General features: G+C 64.2%; 18 protein-coding genes. 1 reads left to right on the top strand and 17 read right to left on the bottom strand.

Annotated elements, in window-relative coordinates:
- Nucleotides 1-119 precede the first annotated feature (119 nt).
- Nucleotides 120-1,064 carry a LysR substrate-binding domain-containing protein gene (locus R2676_RS14070; protein WP_206272861.1) on the bottom strand — a complete coding sequence of 315 codons (945 nt, stop codon included), beginning with the start codon at nucleotides 1,062-1,064 and terminating at the stop codon, nucleotides 120-122.
- Nucleotides 1,065-1,079: 15 nt separating this feature from the next.
- Entirely contained in the window at nucleotides 1,080-2,921 is a 1,842-nt protein-coding gene (locus R2676_RS14065; RefSeq protein ID WP_206272863.1) for an ABCB family ABC transporter ATP-binding protein/permease, read from the bottom strand.
- 90 nt (nucleotides 2,922-3,011) lie between these two features.
- On the opposite strand from R2676_RS14065, the gene R2676_RS14060 reads away from it, so the two are divergent.
- Complete coding sequence (locus R2676_RS14060) at nucleotides 3,012-3,449, top strand: acyl-CoA thioesterase (protein ID WP_037026264.1); 438 nt, start codon at nucleotides 3,012-3,014, stop codon at nucleotides 3,447-3,449.
- Between the two features lie 64 nt (nucleotides 3,450-3,513).
- Here R2676_RS14060 and R2676_RS14055 read toward each other — a convergent pair whose 3' ends face one another.
- The 15 genes from R2676_RS14055 to R2676_RS13985 all read right to left on the bottom strand — a co-directional run bounded on the left by R2676_RS14055 (nucleotide 3,514) and on the right by R2676_RS13985 (nucleotide 22,271).
- Nucleotides 3,514-4,278, bottom strand: coding sequence for an enoyl-CoA hydratase (locus tag R2676_RS14055; RefSeq protein WP_206272865.1), 765 nt, complete (start codon nucleotides 4,276-4,278; stop codon nucleotides 3,514-3,516).
- 26 nt (nucleotides 4,279-4,304) lie between these two features.
- Nucleotides 4,305-5,270 (bottom strand): DegV family protein, encoded by a 966-nt coding sequence (locus tag R2676_RS14050; protein ID WP_206272867.1) that lies wholly within the window; start codon nucleotides 5,268-5,270, stop codon nucleotides 4,305-4,307.
- A gap of 218 nt (nucleotides 5,271-5,488) precedes the next feature.
- On the bottom strand, nucleotides 5,489-6,688 hold the full coding sequence (locus R2676_RS14045; RefSeq protein ID WP_206272869.1) for an acetyl-CoA C-acyltransferase: 1,200 nt from the start codon (nucleotides 6,686-6,688) through the stop codon (nucleotides 5,489-5,491).
- 33 nt (nucleotides 6,689-6,721) lie between these two features.
- Entirely contained in the window at nucleotides 6,722-9,202 is a 2,481-nt protein-coding gene (locus R2676_RS14040; RefSeq protein WP_206272871.1) for a 3-hydroxyacyl-CoA dehydrogenase/enoyl-CoA hydratase family protein, read from the bottom strand.
- Nucleotides 9,203-9,392: 190 nt separating this feature from the next.
- On the bottom strand, nucleotides 9,393-11,180 hold the full coding sequence (locus R2676_RS14035; RefSeq protein ID WP_206272873.1) for an acyl-CoA dehydrogenase C-terminal domain-containing protein: 1,788 nt from the start codon (nucleotides 11,178-11,180) through the stop codon (nucleotides 9,393-9,395).
- Between the two features lie 51 nt (nucleotides 11,181-11,231).
- Entirely contained in the window at nucleotides 11,232-11,822 is a 591-nt protein-coding gene (locus R2676_RS14030; protein WP_021196492.1) for a TetR/AcrR family transcriptional regulator, read from the bottom strand.
- Between the two features lie 404 nt (nucleotides 11,823-12,226).
- Nucleotides 12,227-13,891 (bottom strand): acyl CoA:acetate/3-ketoacid CoA transferase, encoded by a 1,665-nt coding sequence (locus tag R2676_RS14025; RefSeq protein ID WP_206272875.1) that lies wholly within the window; start codon nucleotides 13,889-13,891, stop codon nucleotides 12,227-12,229.
- Between the two features lie 44 nt (nucleotides 13,892-13,935).
- Nucleotides 13,936-15,204, bottom strand: coding sequence for a cardiolipin synthase ClsB (gene clsB, locus R2676_RS14020; protein WP_206272877.1), 1,269 nt, complete (start codon nucleotides 15,202-15,204; stop codon nucleotides 13,936-13,938).
- A complete protein-coding gene (locus tag R2676_RS14015; protein ID WP_206272879.1) occupies nucleotides 15,201-15,947 on the bottom strand; it encodes an endonuclease/exonuclease/phosphatase family protein in 747 nt (248 codons plus the stop codon). The genes clsB and R2676_RS14015 overlap by 4 nt, the downstream gene beginning before the upstream one ends.
- Nucleotide 15,948: 1 nt before the next feature.
- On the bottom strand, nucleotides 15,949-16,434 hold the full coding sequence (gene nudB, locus R2676_RS14010) for a dihydroneopterin triphosphate diphosphatase (RefSeq protein WP_027678229.1): 486 nt from the start codon (nucleotides 16,432-16,434) through the stop codon (nucleotides 15,949-15,951).
- A 102-nt stretch (nucleotides 16,435-16,536) separates the two neighbouring features.
- Nucleotides 16,537-17,397 carry a hypothetical protein gene (locus R2676_RS14005; RefSeq protein ID WP_206272881.1) on the bottom strand — a complete coding sequence of 287 codons (861 nt, stop codon included), beginning with the start codon at nucleotides 17,395-17,397 and terminating at the stop codon, nucleotides 16,537-16,539.
- Between the two features lie 149 nt (nucleotides 17,398-17,546).
- On the bottom strand, nucleotides 17,547-19,373 hold the full coding sequence (gene aspS / locus R2676_RS14000) for an aspartate--tRNA ligase (RefSeq protein ID WP_206272883.1): 1,827 nt from the start codon (nucleotides 19,371-19,373) through the stop codon (nucleotides 17,547-17,549).
- Between the two features lie 95 nt (nucleotides 19,374-19,468).
- The gene (locus tag R2676_RS13995) at nucleotides 19,469-20,206 is read right to left on the bottom strand and encodes a DUF502 domain-containing protein (RefSeq protein ID WP_012761157.1); all 738 of its coding nucleotides are present in this window, start codon (nucleotides 20,204-20,206) and stop codon (nucleotides 19,469-19,471) included.
- A gap of 31 nt (nucleotides 20,207-20,237) precedes the next feature.
- Nucleotides 20,238-20,585 carry an FmdB family zinc ribbon protein gene (locus R2676_RS13990; protein WP_102064500.1) on the bottom strand — a complete coding sequence of 116 codons (348 nt, stop codon included), beginning with the start codon at nucleotides 20,583-20,585 and terminating at the stop codon, nucleotides 20,238-20,240.
- 246 nt (nucleotides 20,586-20,831) lie between these two features.
- Nucleotides 20,832-22,271 carry a high affinity choline transporter 1 gene (locus R2676_RS13985; protein ID WP_206272885.1) on the bottom strand — a complete coding sequence of 480 codons (1,440 nt, stop codon included), beginning with the start codon at nucleotides 22,269-22,271 and terminating at the stop codon, nucleotides 20,832-20,834.
- Between the last annotated feature and the right edge of the window lie 227 nt (nucleotides 22,272-22,498).

The following is a 22,498-nucleotide window of genomic DNA, read 5'->3' as shown; positions in this document are numbered from 1 at the left end:
CCTTCAAGTCCCACAAAATGCCCGCCAGCTTAGGGACCGGCCAGAACGAAATCCAATGCCGTTTTTACATCGGGTTATGCATCTGGCGCATAACCCTCTACTCGAATCCGGGTGTCCGTTCAGTCCGCCAGCGCGCTCCATAACGTGTCGATCAGCTCGCGTTTGCGCTTGGACTGGGGGTGCCGACGGTCATGGGCGCCGCTCTGCGGGTGCTCGCGGTAAAGCCGGATTTCCATCTCGATCGACAACGTGCCGCCGCCCTTGCCTTCCGCGCGCACGAGGCGCCCGGCCGCCACGTCGTCGCGCACCGCACTCTCAGGCAGGAAAGCCACGCCATGGCCCGCCAGCGCCATCACCTTGAGCGCTTCGGCCATGTCGGTTTCGTAGCACTTGTCGAGCAGCGGCGCCACCGGTGAGTTTTCCAGCAGCACATCCACCATGCGCCCGAGAAAGGCGTTGGGCGTATAGCTCAGGTAGGCGATGGGCTTGCGTGCGGTGGGAACGAGCCGATAAATCGGCCGCCCGCTCGCGTCGGGCTTGGAAAACGGCGAGAGCCGCTCGGTGCCCAGCACCAGCATGTCGTAGCGCGTGGGGTCGAGCTGAATCATCTGCCGCGCGTGGTGATAGACCATCACGAGGTCGCAGCCGCCCTCCACCAGCGTCATCACCGCATCGTGCACGTTGAGCGCGCGCAGCCGGCATTGCAGCTTGCCGATCTTTTCTTCCACCTGCGCGAGCCATCCCGGGAAGAACGTCAGCGAAAGCGTATGGGGCACCGCAAAGTCGATCGTCGACGCGCTGGCAGGACGCTGGCCGCGCATCAGCGCGCGCGTCTCACTCACTTGGGCGAGCATCGCCAACGCCTGTTCGTAGAACACTTCGCCGGCGGGCGTGAGGCGTGTGGGGTAGCTTGATCGGTCGATCAGCTCGTTGCCGAGCCACGCCTCGAGCGATTGAATCCGCCGCGAAAACGCCGGCTGCGTCACGTGCCGCAATTCGGCCGAGCGCGAAAAGCTGCGCGTTTCGGCCAGGCTGATGAAGTCTTCCAGCCATTTCAGTTCCATCGTGTTGTCTCCCCCTCAACCTGCCCGGGCGTCTTCTTCTGCTTCTTCGGCCACGCGCTCAGGCTCGCGCGCCTGCATGCGCCACATCTGCGCGTAACGGCCTTCCGCGCGCAACAACGATTCATGCGTGCCGCGCTCGATGATGCGACCGTGCTCCATCACCAGAATCTGGTGCGCACGCACGATGGTCGACAAGCGGTGTGCGATGACCAGCGTGGTGTGGTTCTGCGCCAGGCGCATCAATTCTTCCTGGATGGCGTGCTCGGTGCGCGAGTCCAGCGCAGATGTCGCTTCATCGAAGACGAGAATCGGCGGACGCTTGAGCAGCGTGCGCGCAATCGCCACGCGCTGCTTTTCGCCGCCCGAGAGTTTGAGGCCGCGCTCGCCGACTTGCGTCTCGTAACCGTCGGGCAGCGACTCGACAAAATGGTGGATCTGCGCCGCGCGGGCGGCTTCGATCACCTCTTCGCGGCTTGCATCGGGGCGGCCGTAGGCGATGTTGTAGTAGATGCTGTCGTTGAAGAGCACCGTGTCTTGCGGAACGATGCCGATGGCGGCGCGCACGCTGGATTGCGTGACATCGCGCAAGTCCTGTCCGTCGATCTGGATGGCGCCGGACTTCACGTCATAGAAGCGGAACAGCAGGCGGGCCAGCGTCGACTTGCCCGAGCCGCTCTGTCCCACCACCGCCGTGGTCGTGCCGGCCGGAATCGTGAAATCCACATCGAACAGAATCTGGCGATTGGCCTCGTAGCTGAAGTCGACATGCGCGAAGCGCACTTCGCCCGCGTGCACCGCCAACGGTTTGGCGTCGGGCTTGTCGGCCACTTCGCGGTTGGTCTGCAGCAGGTTGAACATGCGGTCCATGTCGGTCACGGCCTGCTTCAGCTCACGATAGATCACGCCCAGGAAGTTGAGTGGAATGTAGATCTGCAGCATCAGCGTGTTGACGAGCACGAGGTCGCCCAGCGTCATGTGCCCCGCCGCGACACCCTGCGTGGCGCGATACAGAATCAGGATGAGCGCCGTAGCGACGATGAACTGCTGGCCGAAGTTCAGCACCGACAACGAGTTCTGCGAGCGGATGGCCGCGGCGCGGTAGTGCTTCAGGTTCTCGTCGTAGCGACGCGCTTCGTAGTCTTCGTTGCCGAAGTACTTGACCGTTTCGAAGTTGAGCAGCGAATCGATCGCCTTCTGGTTCGCGCGCGAATCCAACTCGTTCATCTTGCGACGGAAGTGCGTGCGCCAGTTCGTCACCGTCACCGTAAAAACGATGTAGCTGACCAGCGCGCAGAACGTGATGAGCGCGAACCACACGTCGTACTTCACGAAGAAATATGTGATGACGAGGCCAACCTCCACCAGCGTCGGCAGGATGCTGTAAAGCGAATAGGAGATGAGCGACTGGATACCGCGTGTGCCGCGTTCGATATCTCGGCTCATGCCGCCGGTCTGGCGCTCAAGGTGAAAGCGCAGTGACAACGCATGCAGATGGCGGAACACCTGCAGTGCGAGCGTGCGCACCGAACTCTCCGTGACCTTCGCGAACAGGATTTCGCGCAGCTCCGAAAACAGCGACGTCGACAGCCGCAGCAGGCCGTAGCCGATGATGATGCCCACCGGCACAACCAGCAGCGCGCGGGGGTCGGACGGCGACACGTTCATGGAATCGATCAGCCGTTTCATGACCATCGGCACCCCAAGGTTTGCCACCTTGGCTGCGATCAGGAACGCCAGCGCCAGCGCCACACGCCATTTGTAGGCCAGCAGATACGGCAGCAGGCTCTTAATGGTGCGCCAGTCGCCGCGGGCAGCCCCCGGCGGAGGCGGTTCGGAAGAGGCGGGAAAGCGGCGCATGTGCGGTGCAATAAAATGGCGGATTGTGTATTCTCCCACCGATCACCTGCGCGCGCCCTGGCCCCGCTGGTGGGCCCTCCCTCCGCTTCAATGCTGCCCTGCATCATCATGTCCGATACCCAAGCCACCACTGAAACCGTCACGCTGCCCGCCGACAAGCAGCCCGCCGTGCGTGTGATGCCCATGCCGTCCGACGCCAACGTCCACGGCGATGTGTTTGGCGGCTGGATCATGTCGCAGGTGGACATCGCCGGGTCGATCCCTGCGGTGGTGCGTGCCAACGGCCGCGTCGCCACGATCGCCGTCAACTCGTTCGTCTTCAAGCAACCGGTGTACGTGGGCGATCTGGTGAGCTTCTACGCCAACGTGGTGAAGACGGGCCGTACGTCGATCACCGTGGACGTGGAGGTCTATGCACAACGCATGCACGCCAACGGCCGGCACGCCACCGTCAAGGTGACGGAAGCCACCCTCACCTATGTGGCGACCGACGAGACCCGCAAGCCGCGCGTGCTGCCGCCGCTCTGAACGGCTACGCCCAACAAAAAACCCGGCTTCGCGCCGGGTTTTCTTTTGCAGGGGAACGATTGGCTCAGTTGAACTTGGAGAAATCCGGGCGGCGCTTTTCGAAGAACGCCGTGAACGCTTCGCGCGCTTCCGGAGCACGCAGCATCTCGCCGAATTGCTTGCCTTCCACCGACATGCGCTCGGCGATCTGCGGCGTAGCGCCCTCTTTCATCAGGCGCTTGGTGGCGCGCAGGGATGCGGGCGGCAGCAGCGTCAGCTTGCGCGCCTGCGTCCGCACGAAAGCCTCCAGCTCCCCGGCGGGCAGCACGCGATTGACCAGGCCCAGCTCGCGCGCTTCCTTCGCGTCGAACGGCTCGCCGAAGAGCAGCTTGTCCGCCGCGCGGTGATAGCCGGCCAGTTGCGGCAGCAACAGGCTCGATGCGGCTTCCGGACAGAGTCCCAGCTGCGCGAACGGCATCGACAGCTTGGCCGTCTCGGACGCGTAGACGAGGTCGCAATGCAGCAGCATCGTCGTGCCTACACCCACCGCCGCGCCGCTCACCGAAGCGATCAGCGGCTTGGTCGCCGTGCTGATCGCCCTCAGGAACTGGTGCACGGGGGCGCTTTCGTCCTTGGGCGGATTCTTCATGAAGTCTTCGAGATCGTTGCCCGCCGTGAATACGCTCTCGTGGCCGGCCAGCACAATCACGCGGATGGCGGGATCGGTCTCGGCGGCCACCAGGGCATCGGCCAACGTTTGATACATCGCGGCCGTGATGGCGTTCTTGCGGTCCAGGCGGTCAAACGTGAGCGTCAGGACGCCGTCTGCGGTCTCGGTACGAATCGACATGAAAACTCCAGGTGAAGCCTGCGCGGCTAAATCGGCACAGGCGAGTCAGATAGATAACCGACGGAGAACGCGTTGGCCCCCACGTTCAACGCCACGGTCAGGCTCATCGGCGCGAGCAGCACTTCCACGCCGTGGTCCTGTGCGGTTCGCATCAATGCCTGCACGGGCTCCATGCGGCGCACGGTGTCGAGCGAACCGGAATACGTGATCGCCACCACGGGCGTGGCCAGACGCTCCTCGGCGATCATGGTTTCGGTATGCGCAAGCAGGCGGCGAATGCCTTCCTCGGAGCCCCGCACCTTGGCGATGGCTTCCGTCTCGCCACGATGCATATGGATGAGCGGACGCACGTTGAACGCCGTGCCCATCATGTAGCGGCTCCAGGTGATGCTCTTCTCGCCCTTCTGCTTGGCGCGCGTGTACATGTACAGCAACTCGTCGGGCACGAGGTAGACGTGCGAGGCATCGCGCAGGCGGTTTTCGATCACGTGGACCACGTCGCGCACCTCCGCGCCTTCGCGCAGCATGCGGGCGGCCTCGTGCACCATCAGCGCCTGGCCGGGGCCAATGGCGCCGGTGTCCACCACCGTCAGCTCGAACAGGCCTGAGCGGCCGGCATCCTTGCGTGGCTTGAAGCTCTTGGCCGTGGTGCCCACCACTGCGCCGGTGGCGTGGCTGTAGAAATGGCTGCGCGAGCTGGCAATCGTCAGCAGCAAGGCACGGTCGTGCTGCGTGACAACGTGCTTGAGCAGGAAATCTTCGATCTCGCGTTCGAGCAGCGGGATCGATTCGGCATAGTGATCCTGCTTGTCGACGAGGTACTTGCGATAGAGCTGCGGGAGCGCCGCCTCGTCGCGGCGGTCTTCAACAAACAATTCGCCCGCACGAATGCGGAACGGCACTACGCCCAACCCTAGCTGATCGATCATCGAGCGCGGCATGTCGCATGCCGCGTCGGTCAATACGATTGTGTCGCCGATAGTGTTGCCCATCGCGCGCCCTCCTCTTGGTGCACCGCCGGTGACCCGGTGGTGTGTCTCCTCTGTCGCGGAATCATGGTTCCGCTTCTGTCGCGATGCCGGCCTTGTGCCGGCTGCGGTCTTCGGCGCGCTTGTTGATGTAGTACTGCGCGCGCCTGCGCAATCATGCGTGTTGAGACGGGCGATTTACAAGCAGGGGGAAGAACTTAATCCTTCCCCCTGACGTGGGGTCACATGCGTTCGAAAATGCCCGCGGCGCCCATGCCGGTGCCGACGCACATCGTCACCATGCCGTACTTCTGGTTGCGACGGCGCAGGCCGTGCACCACCGTGGCCGCACGAATGGCACCCGTGGCGCCCAGCGGGTGGCCCAGCGCGATCGCGCCGCCCAGCGGGTTGATCTTGCTGGTGTCCAGGCCCAGGTCCTGGATCACGGCCAGGGATTGCGCGGCAAACGCCTCGTTCAGTTCGATCCAGTCGATCTGATCCTGCGTCAGGCCGCCGGCCTTCAGCGCGGCAGGAATCGCTTCTTTCGGACCAATCCCCATGATTTCCGGCGGCACACCGCGCACGGCAAACGACACAAAGCGCGCCAGCGGCACCAGGTTGAACTGCTTGAGGATCTTTTCCGACACCAGGATCAATGCACCCGAACCGTCCGACGTCTGCGAGCTGTTGCCGGCCGTCACGCTGCCCTTGTTGGCGAACACGGCGCGCAGCTTGCCCAGGCCTTCGACCGACGTATCGGCACGCGGGCCTTCATCCAGCGACATCGTGCGGGTCTTGACATCGATGGCGCCGGTGCTCAGGTTCGGGAACTTCTCGATGATCTCGATCGGGGTGATCTCGTCCTTGAATTCGCCGGCTTGCTGCGCAGCGAGCGCCTTCTGATGCGAAGCGAGCGAGAAAGCATCCTGCGCCTCGCGCGAAATCTTCCACTGCTGGGCGACCTTCTCGGCGGTCAGGCCCATGCCGTAAGCGATGCCGACATTCTCGTCACGCGTGAAGATGTCCGGCGACATCGACGGCGAGTTGCCCATCATCGGCACCATGCTCATCGATTCGACACCGGCGGCGATCATCACGTCGGATTCGCCCACGCGGATGCGGTCTGCAGCCATTGCCACGGCGGTCAGGCCCGAGGCGCAGAAGCGGTTGACGGTGACGCCGCCCACGGTGTTGGGCAGGCCGGCCAGCAGCGCACCGATACGCGCGACGTTCAGGCCCTGCTGCGCTTCGGGAATCGCGCAGCCGACGATGGCGTCTTCGATCAGCGCCGGATCCAGGTTCGGCACCTGGGCGACAGCGCTCTTGAGGATGGTCGCCAGCAGGTCGTCCGGACGCAGGTTCTTGAGCGTGCCCTTCGGCGCCTTGCCGATCGGGGAACGCGTCGCGGCGACGATGTAGGCGTCTTGCAGTTGCTTGGTCATGATGAAACTCCTGTCTCTCTGTCGTCGCGGCAATTAGTTGCGCACCGGCTTGCCGGTCTGCAGCATGCCCATGATGCGTTCCTGGGTCTTGGAGCTGCCGAGCAGATCCACGAAGGCCTTGCGCTCCAGCGCCAGCAGCCATTCTTCATCCACCAGCGCACCGGCTTCGACATCACCGCCGCACACGGCTTCGGCAATGCGCGCAGCGATCGTGAAGTCGTGCTGAGAGATGAAGCCGCCGTCACGCATGTTCACCAGCGACGCCTTGATCGTGGCGATGCCCGAACGGCCCGCCACCGGAATGCCCACCGGGCGCAGCGGCGCGCGGTAGCCCGAATCGGACAGCGCACGCACTTCGTTGCGTGCAACGTGCAGCAGCTCATGCACGTTGAAGACGATGGTGTCGGTCGGTTGCAGGTAGCCGATCTTCTGCGCGTCCAGCGCGGAAGACGACACCTTCGCCATGGCCGCCGCCTGGAAACGGTTGGTCAGGAACTGCAGGATGTTCGTGCTGCCGGCTGCCTGCGCAGCCTTGGCTGCCGCCAGAGCCGCCTCCTTCAGGCCACCACCTGCCGGCACGAGGCCCACGCCCACTTCCACCAGGCCGATGTACGTTTCCAGCGCAGCCACACGCTTGGCCGAGTGCAGCAGCAGCTCGCAGCCGCCGCCCAGTGCGATGCCCGATGCGGCGGACACAACCGGCACGCCGGCGTACTTCACGCGCATCATGCCGTCCTGGAACTTCTTGACGAACGGCTCGATGCCCTTGGCGCCGCCCATCATGAAGGCCGGCATGGCTTCTTCCAGGTTTGCACCGGCCGAGAACGGACCACCCGGCGCGCCCAGCTTGAGCGACGTCGGCTGCCACACCACCAGACCCTTGTAGCCGGCTTCCGCCAGATCAACCGCGCGCGTCAGACCGTCGATGACGCTCGGTCCGATCGTGTTCATCTTGCTCTTGAACGAGACGATCAGCACGTCGTCCTGGCCGGCCGCGTCGTCCACCCAGATGCGCACGGCGTCGGTCTCTTCGATCGTCTTGCCATACGTGAGCGGATTGACCGCGGTCGCACCCTTGATCGGTGCACGGAACACCTGGCGGCCGTATACCGGCAGCGTGCTGCGTTGCAGGAACGTGCCCTGCTTGGCCGACCACGAACCCTGTGCTGAATGCACACCGCCGTTGTCTGCGACCGGACCGGAGAACACCCACTGCGGCAGAGCTGCGTTCGACAGCGCCTTGCCGGCTTCGATGTCTTCCTTCACCCACTCGGCCACCTGCTTCCAGCCGGCCTCTTGCCAGTCTTCGAACGGGCCGCTGTTCCAGCCGAAGCCCCAGCGGATCGCCAGATCGACTTCCGCAGCCGAATCGGCAATCTGCTCCAGGTACACCGCGATGTAATGGAACACATCGCGGAACACAGCCCACAGGAATTGCGCCTGCGGGTTGGTCGATTCGCGCAGCAGCTTCAGACGCTCGGCCGGCTCCTTCTTCAGGATGCGCACAACGATGTCGTCAGCCTTCTTGCCACTCGGGCCGTACTGGCCGCTTTGCGGATCCAGCACCTTGATTTCCTTGCCTTCCTTCTTGTAGAAACCGGCGCCGGTCTTCTGACCCAGGGCGCCCGCCTCCACCAGCTTGGCCAGCACGGGCGGCGTGGCGTAGACCGGAGCGAACGGATCGTCCTTCAGGTTGTCCTGCATCGTCTTGATGACGTGCGCCATCGTGTCCAGGCCCACCACGTCCGCCGTGCGGAACGTCGCCGACTTGGCACGGCCCAGCTTCGAGCCCGTCAGGTCATCCACCACGTCAAACGGAATACCGTACTTGGCCGACTCCGCAAACACCGCCAGGATCGAGAAGATGCCGACGCGGTTGGCGATGAAGTTGGGCGTGTCCTTCGCGCGCACCACGCCCTTGCCGAGCGCGGAGGTGAGGAACGTTTCCAGCTTGTCGAGAATGTCGCCGCGCGTGTGGGCAGTCGGGATCAGCTCGACCAGGTGCATGTAGCGCGGGGGGTTGAAGAAGTGCACGCCGCAGAAGCGCGATTTCAGCTCGGCGTCAAAACCGTCCGACAGTTCGGTGATCGACAGACCCGACGTGTTCGACGCGAAGATTGCGTGCGCAGCAATGTGCGGCGCGACCTTCTTGTACAGGTCGTGCTTCCAGTCCATGCGCTCGGCAATCGCTTCGATGACGAGATCGCAGTCGCGCAGCTTCTCGATGTCGTCTTCGTAGTTGGCAGCCTGGATGAGGTTCGCGTCATCCTTGATGCCGAGCGGTGCCGGCGACAGCTTCTTCAGGTTTTCGATGGCCTTGAGCGCGATACCGCTCTTCGGGCCTTCCTTGGCCGGCAGGTCGAATAGCGTGACAGGAACCTTGGCGTTGATCAGGTGCGCGGCAATCTGCGCACCCATCACGCCGGCGCCCAGCACGGCAACGCGCCGGACGAGGAAGTTGGAACGCTGGCCGGCCTGCGGCTGCGCGCTGGTGGGGAGTTCAGTGCGGGTCATGGTGTCCTCGCGGAAAGAAGAGGAGTCGTCACCCCCGCACAAGCGGGAGCAACAAAAAGAGGCTTTGAAACCTGCTCGCGATCCGTAGCGAGTGGTTCGAGGTTGGCGGGAGAAGCGCAGCCGTACATGGGTACGGCGAGCGTCGCAGGGCCAAGATCGGACCGCGCAGTCGGATCGTGGGCAGGTTTCCTTAGAACAGGTCGGCTTCGAGTGCCATCAGCGTCGCACCGCCGGCACGTGCCATGCGGATCTGCGAAGCCGTCTCAGGCAGGAGCTTGGCGAAGTAGAAGCGCGCCGTTGCCAGCTTGACCTTGTAGAAGGAATCGCCGCTGTCTTGCTTTTCCAGGGCGATCTTGGCCATGCGGGCCCAGAAGTACGAAAACACCAGGTGGCCGACCACACGCAGATACGGCACAGCGGCGGCGCCGACTTCGTCCGGGTTGGCCATGGCCTTCATGCCGATTTCCATGGTCAGCTTCTGGACCTTGTCGCCAATGTCGGCCAGCGGGTTGATGAATTCCTGCATGGCTTCGTTGGTGCCTTCGGCTTCCACAAAGTCCTGGACCAGCTTGCCGAACTTCTTCATCTTGGCGCCCATGTCGCCCAGGATCTTGCGGCCCAGCAGGTCCAGCGACTGCACGGTGTTCGTGCCTTCGTAGATCATGTTGATACGGGCGTCGCGCACGTATTGCTCCATGCCCCACTCGGCGATGTAGCCGTGGCCACCGAACACCTGCATGCCTTCGTTGGTGGCGATGAATGCGTTGTCGCTCAGGAAGGCCTTGGCAATCGGGGTGAGCAGCGCGACGAGGTCGGCGGCGTCCTTGCGTACGGACTCGTCTTCGTGCGACAGCTCGCGGTCAATCTGCAGGGCGATCCAATAGCTGAATGCGCGGCCGCCTTCGGCAAACGCCCGCTGGGTCAGCAGCATGCGACGCACGTCCGGGTGCACGATGATCGGGTCAGCCGGCTTGTCCGGTGCCTTCGGGCCCGAGAGGCTACGCATCTGCAGGCGTTCCTTGGCGTAGGCAGCGGAGTTTTGGTAAGCGACTTCGGTCAGACCCAGGCTCTGCATGCCGACGCCCAGACGCGCCGCGTTCATCATCACGAACATGGCGTTCAGGCCCTTGTTCGGCTCGCCGACCATCCAGCCCTTTGCGCCATCCAGGTTGATCACGCAGGTGGCGTTGCCGTGGATGCCCATCTTGTGTTCGATGGAGCCGCACTTCACGCCGTTGCGCTCGCCCGGGTTGCCATTGGCATCGGGAATGAACTTCGGCACCACGAACAGCGAGATGCCCTTCGTGCCGCCCGGCGCGTCCGGCAGACGTGCCAGCACCAGGTGAATGATGTTCTCGGCCAGGTCGTGTTCGCCTGCCGAGATGAAGATCTTCGTGCCGGTGATGGCATACGAGCCATCCGCCAGCGGTTCAGCCTTGGAGCGCAGGATGCCCAGGTCGGTGCCGCAATGCGGCTCGGTCAGACACATCGTGCCGGTCCACACGCCCGACACCAGCTTCGGCAGGTAACGCTGCTTGAGCTCGTCGGTGCCGTGCGCGTGCAGGGCTTCGTACGCGCCATGCGACAGGCCCGGATACATCGTCCAGGCCTGGTTGGCCGAGTTCAGCATCTCGTACAGCGCGTTGTTGATCAGGATGGGCAGGCCCTGACCGCCGTACTCCGGATCGCAGCCCAGCGAGGGCCAGCCGGCCTCGACGTACTGTTGATACGCTTCCTTGAAGCCCTTCGGAGCGGTCACCACGCCGTCGCCATGGTACGTGCAGCCTTCGCGATCGCCGGACTGGTTGAGCGGGAAGATGACTTCGGAGCAGAACTTGCCGGCTTCCTCGATCACCTGGTTGATGGTGTCGGCATCGATCTCCGCGTGCTGCGGCATCTCCTTCAGGTGGTTCTCCACGCCGAGAAGCTCGTGGAGAACAAACTGCATGTCACGCAGCGGTGCGGTGTATTGACCCATCTTGCAACTCCTTGGTGTGTACTGCGCGACCGCTAGGTGTGCGATGCCGCGTCAGGTTCGGTAAGACTGAATGAGTTTGTTGAGCGCCACCATGGCCAGTTCGGCACTGTTCGGCAACCGCAGGAAACGCGCATCGTGATGCAGACCCAGCTCCAGGCTGTACATCTCGAAGAGCATCAATTGCGGGTCCGCTTCTGCACGCAGATGGCCTTCTTCCTTCGCCTGTGCGATCGCGCGGGCCAAAGCTGCACGCCAGATCGTCACGCTCTTGACGAGTTCGTCGCGCACCGGGCTTTCGGCACGATCGTCGTACTCCACCGCGCCGCTGATATAGATGCAGCCCGTGGTCACCTCCTGAATGCGGCGCTCCATCCAGCGTCGCACCATGCTCCACAGGCGCGGCAGACCGCGCGGTTCCGTCAAGCTCGGGTAGAAGACTTCCTGCTCGAACCGTTTGTGATACTCGCGAACCACTTCCACCTGCAGATCCTCACGCGAACCGAAGTGTGCAAACACCCCGCTCTTGCTCATCTGCATGCGCTCCGCGAGCACACCGATCGTCAATCCTTCCAGTCCGTCGCGCGAGGCCAGTTCCAGCGCGGCATCGAGAATCGCTGCACGTGTCAGCTCGCCCTTGCGCATCGGCGTAGCTGCTGCGTGATTCGATTCGAGACGAGCGGTCGGGTGACGCATGATGATTTCTCTCCGTTCTTTTCTGGGGCGTGACACGCGAGAAAATTGGCTTGCTGCAGGGCGCCTTTTGCGTGCCGGGCAGGACTGTAAACCAGCCTGCGCAAACACTCTAGCCCAAAATCGAACGGTCGTTCAATTATTTACAGGGGGCCTTTGAGCGGCAAGTGTTTTATTAGAAAGCGCCATCTAAATGGCGACATTGAATCGTCACCTTGCGCGGCGCAGCGCGAATCCCGCAAACCCTTTAAAGCAAAGGCTTTGCGGGGTGTGCGCCGCACCCATAAGACAGACCTGGCGCAGCATATCTGACGGATTTTCTAGTGCTACCCATCAGTAAATAAACGGCCGAAAAATCAGTCAGGCGTGATGCCGGCATGCATGGCGCCGCGGCGGAAGATGCGCGCGTCCATTTCACGCAGGTCGGCTGCCACGGCAACGTCCGCGGCGCATTGATCCAAGACGTCCCGCTGCAGATCGATACCGGGCGCGATTTCCGTGAGCGTGAGGCGCCGACCGCCGCGGCCATCGTCGCGCATCTCAAAAACGGCGCGCTCGGTCACATAGCGCACGGGAATGCCCGATCGCGCCGCATATTCACCGTTGAAGGTGAGGTGCGACACAGCCGGCACGATCTTCTTGAGTCGTCCTTCACGCACGATGCGCAGCTTGCCGTCTTCGGCTTCGACCTGCAGGCCGCCGGCGGTGAGCGTGCCCATGAACACGACCGAACGCGCGCTCTGCGTGATGTTGATGAAGCCGCCAACGCCCGCGACGATGGTGTCGCCGCCCTCGCCGAACAGGCTGACGTTGACGTTGCCGGCGCCGTCCAGTTCTGCCAAACCGAGGATGGCGAGATCGATGCCGCCACCTTCGTAGAAGTCAAACTGCGCGGGTTGATCGACGACCGCTTCGGGATAGGCCGACGCGCCAAAGCTGAGGCCATCTGCCGGGGTGCCGCCAATCGGGCCTGCCTCCACGGTAAGAGTGAAGCCGCGCGCGCCCTCCTGTTCAGCGAGGGCGCCGACGGCCGCGGGCATGCCCACGCCGAGGTTCACGACGCGTGGTTGCTGCGCGATCAGTTCCAGCACGGCGCGGCGTTGCACCAGCGTGCGAGCGTCGAGCGCGCCGTGCTGATTGGCCTCCAGCGCCTCGCTCGCTTCGATGACGTCTTGCTTAAGCTGAATCGCCTCGCCTTGCCAGGGGCGAATGTAGGTCGGGTTGAACGCTTCCCCGAAGGTCATCTGGTGTTCGGCTTCATCGTCGGCAACGACCACGTAATCGACGAGGATGCCCGGCACGTGGATCGCCTGCAGGTTGTCATGCCGATCGACGAGCCGGCGCACCTGCGCGATGACGATGCCTCCCGAGTTGCGGGCGGCCTGCGCCATGGCCAGCAGCTCGTGATGAAAGGCTTCTTCGTGCGTGCTGATGTTGCCGCGCGGGTCGGCAGCGGTGCCGCGCAGGAAGACGCAGTGCAGCGGGAAGCTCGGGTAAAAGAGATAGTCTTCGCCGCGAAAGCGCTCGTACTCAACCCACGACGCCTGACCGGCCGCACGCGCCGTCTTGGCGCGCTGATTGATCGCGCCACCGTGGTAGCGCGGGTCAAGCTCCGTGCGTGGGTCGACGAAGGTGTGCAGACCCATCTTCGTCAGCACACCGGGCTTGCCGCCTGCGATGGCGCGGTACAGATGCGTGAGCACGCCCTGCGGCAAATTGAATGCATCGCACTGCTCGGCGAGCGCCATGTCCGCAAGCCGCGTGGCGGAGCGCCAATGCCCACCGACAACACAGCGCGTCATCCCGGGATTGCCGAAGTGGTTGACGCCACGCGTGGCGCGATCGCCCTGTCCGGCCGAGTAGACAAGCGTCAGATCGCGCGGCTCGCCTGTGGTCAGAAACCGGCGCTCCAGCGCGTGCGTGACGGCCTCTGCATGGCCTGCGCCGACAAACCCTGCGCATGCCACCGTCCACCCCGGCTGCACCAAGCGCGCGGCCGCATCCGCTGTGATGACTTGCATGTCTCCTCCGTCTTGTTGTGTCTTGTAGGCCTGTACCGCTACTGCTAATACTGTGCTGCGCGCCCGCTGATGACCACGCCCAGGCGCACGAGGCGATAGGCGCACCAATCCGCCAGGCGCCACCACCAGCGGCGCGCGGCGTGCGCGTCGGCCAGCACGCGGCGTGCGTGATGGGCGATGGCATCTTCCAACGCGCCACGCAGTTCGTTGGCCACGGTGGCGTCCCACACCACCACGTTCGCTTCACGGGCAAGCAGCAGGCTGAATGGGTCGATGTTGCTGGAGCCGACCGTCGCCCAGCGGTCATCCACCACGGCCACCTTGGCGTGCAGGAAGCTGGCGGTGTATTCGTAGATCTCGACGTCGTCGCGCAGCAGCATGTGATACAGCGAACGCGTCGCGTAGTGCTGCAGCCGATATTCGACCTGCCCCTGCAGCAACAGGCGCACGCGCACACCGCGCCGTCTGCATGCGGCCAGTGCGCGCATGAAACGCACGCCCGGCAAGAAGTACGCGTTGGCGATGATCACCTCTTGTCGTGCGACGCCCAGCGCGCGCAGATATTCGCGTTCGATCGCACGCCGGTTGCGGACGTTGTCGCGCAGCACCAGCGAGGCCAACACGGTGCCCGGCGCACGCTCACTTTCTCGTCCCGACGCTCCGCGATGTCGGGGCCGCGGCGTATCCGTCATCACCGGAAACTCGGCGGCGACGCCCGTGACGCCCACCTCGCGCATGCCGGCGCGCACGCCCATCTGCCACCAGAGCCGGTCGACGGTCAGCGCAATCTGCGCGACCAGCGGCCCGCGCACCCGCACGGCGAAGTCGTAGCGCGGCCCCAGCGCGGTGTCGTTAAACGGCGCGTGGTTCAGGTCGTCGATGATGTTGATGCCGCCCACGAACGCCACATCGTCATCAATGACGGCGATCTTGCGATGCAGCCGTCGCAAATGGCGGCGTTGCAGGCGGAAACCCCGCAACGGACGATAGATGCGCAGACGCACACCCGACGCTTCCAGCATCGCGGCGATCTTGGCTGGCAGCAGGCCGGTGCCAAAACCGTCAATGGTCAGGTGGACATCCACGCCGCGCTGTGCAGCGCGGGCAAGCGCTTCCGTCACGCTGTGGGCGGTGGCGTCGTCGGTGTAGATGTAGGTTTCGAGTGCGACGCGGCGTTGCGCTGCGTCGATGGCTTCGATCAGGGCGGGGAAGAACTCGGCGCCGCCGCACAGCAGGTCGACGTCGTTGCCCGGCAGGGGCTTACCCCGCCGCCATTCGGAGCGCAGCGGGCCCGCATCGCGCGCGACCTTCATGGATGCGCCAGTTCAGCCAGCAGGGGCACGTGGTCGGAGCGCTGTGCCCATTCCCGGCCGGTCAGCGCGTGCGCACGTTCGATATCGAAACCGCGCACATAGATGCGGTCCAGCCGCAGCCACGGCATATGGCTGGGGAACGTGCGGACCGGGCGCGCATCGGCAGCCTTGTCGGCCACTTCGGTCGCACCCAGCGCCTGGCAAATCATGCGGTCGAGGCGGTTGTTCCAATCGTTGAAGTCGCCCGCCACCACGAGCGGCGCATCGGGCGGCACGACGGAACGCACGCGATCGACGAGCGCCTCCGCCTGCCGCCGCCGGCTGCGTGCAAACAAGCCGAAGTGTGCGCAGAGCAAATGCACCTCGCCAAAACCGAGATCGGTCACGGCGTGCAGCAGGCCGCGCTGCTCGAAACGGTGGTCGGAGATATCGAGATTCTCCGACAGCAGGATCGGAAACCGCGACAGGATGGCGTTGCCGTGGTGGCCGTGCTCGTACACGGCGTTGCGGCCATAGACCGTGTGCGGATAGACGTCCGTCGCGAGATAGCGCAGCTGCGTGTAATTCGGGTCGAACAGTTCTGCGGCGACGAGGCGGTCGTTGCGGTCTTGCACCTCCTGCAGGAAGACGATGTCGGCGTCCATGGTGTGCAGACCCTGCCGCACGTCATGCACGCGCACACGCCGCGCAATGCCGGTCACGCCCTTGTGGATGTTGTAGGTGGCAACGCGCAAACGCAGCATGTCAGGCCTGGTCCTTTGTCAGTGCCGCTTGACGCGCGTGATAGGCAGCAAGGCGTTCGGGCAACTGCAGAATGGCCTCGGCGTTGCTGCGCGAGAAGCACCGCGCGGCGGCCTCTTGGTAGGGCAGCCATTCGGCCTGCACATGCTCGCGCGGGGACATCCGCACCGGCACCTTGCCGCTCACCAGCAGGCCGAACCAATGCTCCGTGTTGCGCGTCACGCCCGGCGCGTAGCGATGGCGCCAGCGCGGGTAGATTTCGTATTCGATGTGGTGGCCCCAGTCGATCAGATGATGCTGGGCCGCGTCGATACCGGTTTCTTCCAGCGCCTCGCGCCGGGCCGTATCGGCCAGGGGCTCGTCGAGTGTGTCGCAACTGCCCGTCACGGATTGCCAAAAGCCCGGATGATCGGCCCGCTCCATCACCAACACATGCAAATCAGGCGTGTGAATGACGACGAGAACGGAGACGGGGATCTTGTGCGGCATGGGTGCGTGCTTCAATGGGCGGCGCGATCGCGCTGCAAGGCAATAGCTTACCGCAGCCAGAAGCGTGCCACCGTGACGCTCGCTGCGCTGCCGTGACAGCAATCAGGCCGCGCGCAACGGCCCTTGTCCGGCGCGGGTGTGGGCGAGCCACAGTACCGTCTCGTCGGTCGCCGTTTCGTGACCCAGCTCTCGGCGAGCCACCGCCAGCAGCGGATCAAGCATCGCAGCATAGTCGTCGGCCGCGCGCTGCGATTGCGCCCACAACGCTTCCGTACGCTCGGCGAGTTGTTGGCGCAGCGCAGCGAGCTGCGCGGTCAACTCGCGTTCGCGATTGCCAAGGGTGTTGAATTTCTGGATGAGAAAGCGCTGCACATCGGTCTGCTCGGATTGCGCGTTGGCCTGGTCGAAGCGCTCGACAATGGCCGAGGTCTCACGCTCGATGCGATGCAATTCGCTGGTGCCCTCACGCTCGGCAGTTTCCAGCGCTTGGAGGGCGCGGCGTTCCGCCTGCAGAACGCGCGCGTGATCGGCAAAACGGCGTTCTGCCGCCAAGTGGGCTTCGGCCAACGGACGCGGTGTGTCGTAGACGAGCGGATGCACCGGCACGCCCGGTGCGGCTGGCGGCAGTGCCGCCTCGGGCAAACGCAGGTTGGCGACCGCATGCAGCCATTGCATCCGCTCCGCCGCGAGGTGGCCCAGTGCGCGCATGGCCTCAGCCAAACCGGCAGACACCGCCGATGCGGGTGCGCCGGGATGTGCGCTCTGCGCCGCCGCGGCAATTTCGGGCACGCACGCTGCCACCGTGGTGGCCACGGCCTCGGTCATCGCCATGGCGGCGCGCCGGGTGGCGCGGCGGATTTCGATCCACGCCAGCACTATCACCACCAGCGCGGCGACCAACCACGTCAGCAGAAACTCCGCGTGGGCGACGACCCATGTGCGCGCAAAGTCGATGTAGTCCATCTAAACACTCCTCCTTCGTGTCACACAACGTGACAGAAACGAAAGATTCGGTTTAGCACGCAATGTTCCCAACGGAAGGCGCTCAAAAAAAAAACCGCGCCGCCCTTAATCAGGCGGCGCGGTTTGTCGCGGAGCGTCAGCGCGGGCGCTTAGGCGGTCGTGGCAGCCGTCGGTGCGGCAACCTTTGCCTCGGCAGCGCGCAGGCGGATGTGCAGCTCGCGCAATTGCTTTTCGTCGACCGGGCTCGGTGCCTGCGTCAGCAGATCCTGCGCACGCTGCGTCTTCGGGAAAGCAATCACGTCGCGGATCGAATCGGCACCGGCCATCATCGTGACAACGCGGTCCAGGCCGAACGCGATACCGCCGTGCGGCGGCGCGCCATACTGCAGTGCATCGAGCAGGAAGCCGAACTTGGCACGCGCTTCCTCATCGTTGATCTTCAGCGCACGGAACACCTTGCTCTGCACTTCTTCGCGGTAGATCCGCACCGAGCCGCCGCCGATTTCCCAGCCGTTGAGCACCATGTCGTAAGCCTTGGCGAGGCACTTGCCCGGATCGGTTTCCAGGTATTCCAGGTGCTCGTCCTTCGGGCTCGTGAACGGGTGGTGCATGGCCACCCAGCGCGCGTCTTCCTCGTCGTACTCGAACATCGGGAAGTCGATCACCCACAGCGGCTTCCAGGCGTCTTCGAACAGGCCGGTGCTCTTGGCGAAGTCCGAATGGCCGACCTTCAGGCGCAGCGCGCCCATCGCGTCGTTGACGACCTTGGCACGGTCGGCACCGAAGAACAGGATGTCGCCATCCTGTGCGCCGCTGCGCTTGAGGATCTCGGCGATGGCCGCGTCGTGCAGGTTCTTCACGATCGGCGATTGCAGGCCGTCGCGGCCCTTGGCGACTTCGTTGACCTTGATCCAGGCCAGGCCCTTGGCGCCGTAGATTTCGACGAACTTGGTGTACGCGTCGATATCGCCGCGCGACAGCGAAGCACCGCCCGGCACGCGCAGTGCGACCACGCGGCCGCCTTCAGCGTTGGCCGGGCCGGAGAACACCTTGAAGTCGACGTCCTTCATGGCGTCGGTCAGCTCGGTGAATTCCAGCTTGACGCGCAGGTCCGGCTTGTCCGAGCCAAAACGGGCCATCGCCTCGCGGAACTCCATCACCGGGAACTTGGCATCCAGCTCGACCGACATGGTGTTCTTGAACACCGTGCGGATCATTTCTTCAAATAGGTCGCGGATTTCCTGCTCGCTCAGGAACGACGTTTCGCAGTCGATCTGGGTGAATTCGGGCTGGCGGTCAGCACGCAGGTCTTCGTCGCGGAAGCACTTGGTGATCTGGTAGTAACGGTCGAAGCCCGACACCATCAGCATCTGCTTGAAGAGCTGCGGCGACTGCGGCAGCGCGAAGAACTGGCCGGCGTTCACGCGCGACGGCACCAGGTAGTCGCGCGCACCTTCCGGCGTGCTCTTGGTCAGCATCGGCGTTTCGATGTCGATGAAGCCCTTGTCGTCCAGGTACTTGCGCACTTCCATCGCGACCTTGTAGCGCAGGCGCAGGTTGTACTGCATCTGCGGGCGGCGCAGGTCCAGCACGCGGTGCGTCAGGCGCGTGGTTTCCGACAGGTTGTCGTCGTCCAGCTGGAACGGCGGCGTGACGGAGGCGTTGAGCACGGTCAGCTCGTGGCACAGCACTTCGACCTTGCCGCTGGTCAGGTTGGCGTTGGTGGTGCCTTCCGGGCGGGCGCGCACAACGCCCTTCACCTGCAGGCAGAACTCGTTGCGCACGCCTTCGGCCACCTTGAACATCTCCGGGCGGTCCGGGTCGCAGACGACCTGCACCAGGCCTTCACGGTCGCGCAGGTCGATGAAGATCACGCCGCCGTGGTCGCGACGACGATGGGCCCAGCCCGACAGCGTAACGCTCTGGCCGAGCAGTTGTTCGGTGACCTGACCGCAGTATTGAGTACGCATTTGCATGTTGTGGTTTTCCGCGAAGCGCGCCGCCACTACAGCGTCGCGCGTGAAAGTTGATTGGGGGGCCGGCGTCGATTCGACTTCGTTCTGTCGCCGGCTCAGGGTGCCGCGATGGCGCCGCCCTCTGCAGGCAGCGCGGTCGGATTCGAGGGGTCGCGCGGCCCTTGAGCCGGCGACCGGTCCTCCGTCTGTTGAGAGGCATCGGGCGGGTCCATGCGGCGCGGCAGCGCTTCAGGCGCCACCACACCCATCGACACGATGTACTTGAGCGCCGCGTCCACCGTCATGTCCAGCTCGATGGTGTCGGCCTTGGGCATCATCAGGAAGAAACCCGACGTCGGGTTGGGCGTGGTCGGCACGTACACACTGACGTACTCGCCTTGCAGGTGGTTCTCGACATCACCGCCAGGGCGGCCGGTCAGGAAGGCGATCGTCCAGGAGCCTTCACGCGGATACTGCACCAGCAGCGCCTTGCGGAACGCATTGCCGTTGGACGACAGCAGCGTGTCCGACACCTGCTTCACGCTCGAATAGATCGGGCCGACCACGGGAATGCGGCCCACGAGCGCTTCCCACCACAGCACCAGTTTCTGGCCGATGAAGTTGTGCGCCAGAACGCCGACGATCAGGATGAACGCCAGCGTGAGAATCGCGCCGACGCCAGGAATGCGCCGGCCGAACAGCTGATCCGGCTGCCATGCCGACGGCAGCAGCGCCAGGCTCTGGTCCATCGTGCCGATGATGAGCGACAGCACCCACAGCGTGATCGCAAGCGGGACAAGCACCAGAAGACCGGTCAGGAACCATGTCTTGAGTGCGCTGGTTTTCTGTTTCATGAGGCGATGGACCGAAAGGTGAGCGATGCGATCAGTGGCAAGCGCACGACGTGCCGCAACCACCGGACGCCGCCGGGGTGCTGGCGCTGGACGACGCACTGTCCGACGACGCGGCCGGTGCAGCAGCGGCTGGTGCTGCGGCATCTGCCTTGGCCGCCGTACCGGTGCCGGCCGCGGCAGCCGATGCGCCACCCGAGCCGCCACGGAAGTCCGTCACGTACCAGCCCGAACCCTTGAGCTGGAAGCCGGCAGCAGTGAGCTGCTTCTTGAACGCCGGCGCGCCGCATGCGGGGCAATCCGTCAGCGGGGCGTCGCTCATCTTCTGCAGCACATCTTTGGCGTGGCCGCAGGCGTCGCATCGATAAGCATAGATCGGCATGGTGTCCTCACCCTGGAACAAACAAATGACAAGAAAGCGATGGATTGCCCGCGCTGGCCGCAAACGCGGTGCGAGAAACGCGCACGACAGGCTCACGGAAGATTGGGGCAACTGCACGCCGTACAAGTGCTGGCGCGCAAAGCCTTGAATTATAAACCCTTTTGAGGGAATTCCCGACCGCAGATTCGGAGCCGCCGACGGCGATGCGCGACAAAGTGGCACACCGCGCACGCCCTCACAAGACGCTCAGGCTTGCGTAGCCGCCTTCGTGGTCGGCGCGCGGTTCTCGATCCACTGCGGGCCGAGCGAGCCCAGGACCATGGCGCCAAAGCTGGCCAGGAGACCGACCAATTGTGGCGGGAGCATCGCATTGGACAGGAAGACCTCGCACCAGATCCACGCCGCCAGACCGAAGATGATGGCCAGCAGACCGCCCTGCTTCGTCGCGCGCTTCCAGAACAGGCCGAAGGCCAGCGGCACAAACGCCGCCACCAGCGTCACCTTGTAGGCGCTTTCGACCATGTGGAAGATCGACAGATGCGAGTTCAGCGCAAACAGCGTCACCAAGACCGTGAACGTCAGCACCACGGCCTGCATCACGCGCAGGAAACGCTTGTCGTCCATGTTGGGCAGCAGCGGACGCAGCACATTTTCGGCGAACGTCACGGAGGGTGCGAGCAGCGTTGCGCTCGCGCAGCTCTTGATGGCGGAAAGCAGCGCGCCGAAGAACATCACCTGCGCGAAGATCGGCGCATGCTGCAGCACCAGGTTCGGCAGAATCATCTGCGAATCGGTATCGATGTACTTGGCCACCATCTGCGGGTCGATGAGCGTGGCGGAATACGCCAGGAACATCGGCACGAACGCGAACATGAAGTACAGCACACCGCCCAGCACCGACGCCGTGCCGGCGATGCGCTCGGTGCGCGACGACGTCACCCGCTGGAACACGTCCTGCTGCGGAATCGAGCCGAGCATCATCGTGATCCACGCCGTCACGAAGCCAATGATTTCGATCGGATTGAACGCCGGCCAGAACGAGAACTTGCCCGAAGCGGCCGCGTGCGCCACCACCGTGCCGACGCCGCCGGCCTGCCCCGACACTTCCCAGCCGATGTACAGCATGCCGATCACGATGATGATCATCTGGATGAAGTCCGTCACCGCCACCGACCACATGCCGCCGAACAGCGTGTAGACGAGCACGCTGCCCGCGCCGATCATCATCCCGAGATCCTGAGAAACCGCGCCGTCGGACACGGTGTAGAACACCAGCCCCAGCGCCTTGATCTGCGCGGCCACCCAGCCCAGGTACGACACGACGATGCACAGCGTGGTCAGCGTTTCGGCCACGCGGCCAAAGCGGTTGCGATAGAAGTCGCCAATGGTGAGCAGGTTCATCCGGTACAGCGGCTTGGCGAAGAACAGACCCACCAACACCAGGCACAGCGACGAACCGAACGGATCGGCCACCACACCGTGCAGGCCGTCCTTGAGAAATTCTGCGGGAATCCCGAGCACCGCCTCGGAGCCGAACCAAGTGGCGAACACCGTGGCAGTCACGACGTAGAACGGCAGGCTGCGGCCAGCCACAGCGAAATCGGCGGTATTGCGCACGCGCAGGGCAGCCCAGAGGCCGATCCCGACCGAAATCACCCAGTAAACAATGACAAACCAGATCAGCATGGCAGCGCGGAGAGAAGCGGGAAGACCCCATGGCGGCCCGACTTGCGGCCGCGGGGCGCCGGGCAAAGTGGCCGGATTATAGCGATGGGACCGCGCGCCGGGGCATCGGTGCGACCACGAATGCCGCCCCGTTTGCCAGATTTTTGCGCAGCGGCCCGCAACGGGCGTCGGCAGGCTTTTCGTTGACCAGGGCCCATGTTGCTTCGCACCAACACTGGCCCGGACGA

Origin of the sequence: Ralstonia flatus, assembly GCF_958439105.1 — a bacterium.
GTDB classification, from domain to species: Bacteria; Pseudomonadota; Gammaproteobacteria; order Burkholderiales; family Burkholderiaceae; genus Ralstonia; species Ralstonia flatus.
Note: the sequence above shows the minus strand (reverse complement) of the source record. Positions and strands in the feature narration are given on the sequence as shown.

Coding starts and splice junctions, on each gene's coding strand:
- R2676_RS14070 (WP_206272861.1), bottom strand. CDS start 1,064: ATGGAACTGAAATGGCTGGAAGACTTCATCAGCCTGGCCGAAACGCGC.
- R2676_RS14065 (WP_206272863.1), bottom strand. CDS start 2,921: ATGCGCCGCTTTCCCGCCTCTTCCGAACCGCCTCCGCCGGGGGCTGCC.
- R2676_RS14060 (WP_037026264.1), top strand. CDS start 3,012: ATGCTGCCCTGCATCATCATGTCCGATACCCAAGCCACCACTGAAACC.
- R2676_RS14055 (WP_206272865.1), bottom strand. CDS start 4,278: ATGTCGATTCGTACCGAGACCGCAGACGGCGTCCTGACGCTCACGTTT.
- R2676_RS14050 (WP_206272867.1), bottom strand. CDS start 5,270: ATGGGCAACACTATCGGCGACACAATCGTATTGACCGACGCGGCATGC.
- R2676_RS14045 (WP_206272869.1), bottom strand. CDS start 6,688: ATGACCAAGCAACTGCAAGACGCCTACATCGTCGCCGCGACGCGTTCC.
- R2676_RS14040 (WP_206272871.1), bottom strand. CDS start 9,202: ATGACCCGCACTGAACTCCCCACCAGCGCGCAGCCGCAGGCCGGCCAG.
- R2676_RS14035 (WP_206272873.1), bottom strand. CDS start 11,180: ATGGGTCAATACACCGCACCGCTGCGTGACATGCAGTTTGTTCTCCAC.
- R2676_RS14030 (WP_021196492.1), bottom strand. CDS start 11,822: ATGCGCAAGGGCGAGCTGACACGTGCAGCGATTCTCGATGCCGCGCTG.
- R2676_RS14025 (WP_206272875.1), bottom strand. CDS start 13,891: ATGCAAGTCATCACAGCGGATGCGGCCGCGCGCTTGGTGCAGCCGGGG.
- clsB (WP_206272877.1), bottom strand. CDS start 15,204: ATGAAGGTCGCGCGCGATGCGGGCCCGCTGCGCTCCGAATGGCGGCGG.
- R2676_RS14015 (WP_206272879.1), bottom strand. CDS start 15,947: ATGCTGCGTTTGCGCGTTGCCACCTACAACATCCACAAGGGCGTGACC.
- nudB (WP_027678229.1), bottom strand. CDS start 16,434: ATGCCGCACAAGATCCCCGTCTCCGTTCTCGTCGTCATTCACACGCCT.
- R2676_RS14005 (WP_206272881.1), bottom strand. CDS start 17,397: ATGGACTACATCGACTTTGCGCGCACATGGGTCGTCGCCCACGCGGAG.
- aspS (WP_206272883.1), bottom strand. CDS start 19,373: ATGCAAATGCGTACTCAATACTGCGGTCAGGTCACCGAACAACTGCTC.
- R2676_RS13995 (WP_012761157.1), bottom strand. CDS start 20,206: ATGAAACAGAAAACCAGCGCACTCAAGACATGGTTCCTGACCGGTCTT.
- R2676_RS13990 (WP_102064500.1), bottom strand. CDS start 20,585: ATGCCGATCTATGCTTATCGATGCGACGCCTGCGGCCACGCCAAAGAT.
- R2676_RS13985 (WP_206272885.1), bottom strand. CDS start 22,271: ATGCTGATCTGGTTTGTCATTGTTTACTGGGTGATTTCGGTCGGGATC.